The 2,289-nt window shown below is 24.2% G+C and carries 2 protein-coding genes; both read left to right on the top strand.

Annotated features, from left to right (window positions below):
* The first annotated feature begins 240 nt into the window (after nucleotides 1-240).
* The gene (locus EHU54_RS05590; protein ID WP_400249404.1) at nucleotides 241-1,806 is read left to right on the top strand and encodes an APC family permease; all 1,566 of its coding nucleotides are present in this window, start codon (nucleotides 241-243) and stop codon (nucleotides 1,804-1,806) included.
* A gap of 172 nt (nucleotides 1,807-1,978) precedes the next feature.
* Nucleotides 1,979-2,200: a hypothetical protein gene (locus EHU54_RS05585; protein ID WP_400249403.1), complete on the top strand. Its 222-nt coding sequence runs from the start codon at nucleotides 1,979-1,981 to the stop codon at nucleotides 2,198-2,200.
* The last annotated feature ends 89 nt before the right edge of the window (nucleotides 2,201-2,289 follow it).

Below are 2,289 nucleotides of genomic sequence, written 5' to 3'. Positions count from 1 at the left end.
AAGTTATATTTATAAAATATTTTAATTTTTTTAAAAAATAGTTGCATTTATTTTAAATGATGTTATCATTTTACTAATAAGAGCTTTGGAAAAAACGTGTTTGCAATTACAATTTACAATGTTAAAATAATTATCAGATTTATGTTAAAATTTTGATTATGGAATAATATACTAAGTATTATTTAAATTTTCATAGTTTTAAAAAACAATAAAAATGAATAAGAATGATGAGGTGAAGTTATGCAGAAAAAAACAGCACAAAAATATGGATTTTTTATGTGCTTTTGTATGGTTGTTGGAACAGTTGTTGGAACAGGAATCTTTTTTAAAAATGAAGGTGTATATGGATTAACTAATGGGAATGGAGTTTTAGGTTTAATTGCATGGATAATTGGTGGTCTAATGGCTCTCTCATTTGGATTATCATTTATGGAAATTTCATCAGCAAAACAAAATTCAAATTCAGGTATTGCTTTGTATGCAAAGATGTTCGGGGGAAAATGGTTTGGTCGTGTAGTGAGAAACGCTATGAACCATATTTATATTCCGTTAACAACTTTTACTGTTGCGTATTATACAACAAAAGCTTCAATTTGAGCTTTTGGTGGTGGTTTGACCGCAGAAATCGTATTTAGTGAAAAAGTTGGAGGTTATGCTAATTATCAATTAATTTTAACGAGTTTTTCAATTATTTATACTGTTTTATTAATTTATATTTGTACTTATTTAGAAAAAACAGGAAAATATATTCAAATGACAACCGTTGTTTTAAAATTAATTCCATTAATTTTAATTGGTTTAATTGGAATGTTCTTTTTTAATAATGACCCTAATGCATTAAGTAAGAGTGGTTTAGGTGATTTTGATAAATATAAATTAGTTGCAAATAAAACTGGATTGGAAATGATTTTAATGGCTTTGCCAGGGATTCTATTTTCATTTGATGGTTTTTTATCAACAACATATATTCAAAAGGATGTTAAAAAACCAGAGAGAAATATTCCATTAGCTTTAGTATTAGGTTTAGCATCAGTAACAATACTTTATTTACTTGTTTCAATTGGAACTTTAAATTTAGATGCTAAAGGAAGTGTTGCTGTTGCTGCGGGTAAAATTTTTAGTAATCCGGTTATTAATAAAATTTTTGAACAAATTATTTTCTTCTTTATTTTAATTAGTGCTTTTGGAACTTTAAATGGATATAATTTTTCTTTAGTTAAACTAAGTCATTCATCAATTGAAGATAATTTTATTATTGGTGCAAAACTATGGAATAAAATTATGAAAAAATATAGTATTAATTTTGCAATTTTTTTAGCATCAGTTATGATTACATTAATATGAGGACTAATTATGGGTATTCCAACTATTTTTGCAAAAGAAACTTATAATTTTTACGATTTTATTAGTAATGCAGGTGTTGTGATGGCATTTCTGATGTATGGAACAATTATTGCTTTGGGAATATGAAATCGTTATCATCAACGGATTGCAACAATTAAAAATTGATATTTTCTTCCAGCTGCAGTTATTAGTGTACTTTGTATTATTGCTATTATTGGATATAATATTTATTCATATTTTTTAAATGCTATTGTAATTCCAGAAAAAACTGGTCCCATTTTAGCAATTGCATTATTATTGCTAATTTTAGTTTTGCCATGATTTGGGATATGAATGAAAGATAATGATACAATTAATAAAAAGTTAACTATGACAATGTCATTTAATGATAAAAATTCTAGTAAGGATTTAAAAAGAAATTTAGTAGAAAATTCAGATACAAAAGAAAAGGATAAGACATAATTTATTAAATGCTAATGTTTTATTAATTTTTAACTTTGTTATAATAAAATAGTATTAATTTAAAAGTTATATTAAAAAGAGAAAAAATATTATTTCATGAAAAAAAATACTAGCTTTTTTAGGAACAATTAGTATAACTCCCAATGTAATACCTTTAATAGGTGCTGTCAGTATGTATGATAAACCAACAAGTTTAGCGCAAACTAGTAGCAAAAGTAGCATAAATAAAATTACATGTTCTTATAATTTTTTTACGGAAACAACAATTTTATATGCTGTTTTTGAACGCTCATTTTGAGAACATATTAAAGTTAATTATAGTATTAATAGCAAATTAAGTTTTAGTAATGTGTTGATAAATAGAATAGACTTTTTGCATAGCCTATTAAAATAATTGTAAATATTTTTAAAAAGATACTAATAGCAAATTATAATTTTAATTAATTATGTCTTTTATTTAAAAATTTAATATTTTCCTACAAC

The sequence above is a fragment of the Spiroplasma sp. ald genome, from assembly GCF_044714355.1.
GTDB lineage: Bacteria > Bacillota_I > Bacilli_A > Mycoplasmatales > Mycoplasmataceae > Spiroplasma > Spiroplasma phoeniceum.
Note: the sequence above shows the minus strand (reverse complement) of the source record. Positions and strands in the feature narration are given on the sequence as shown.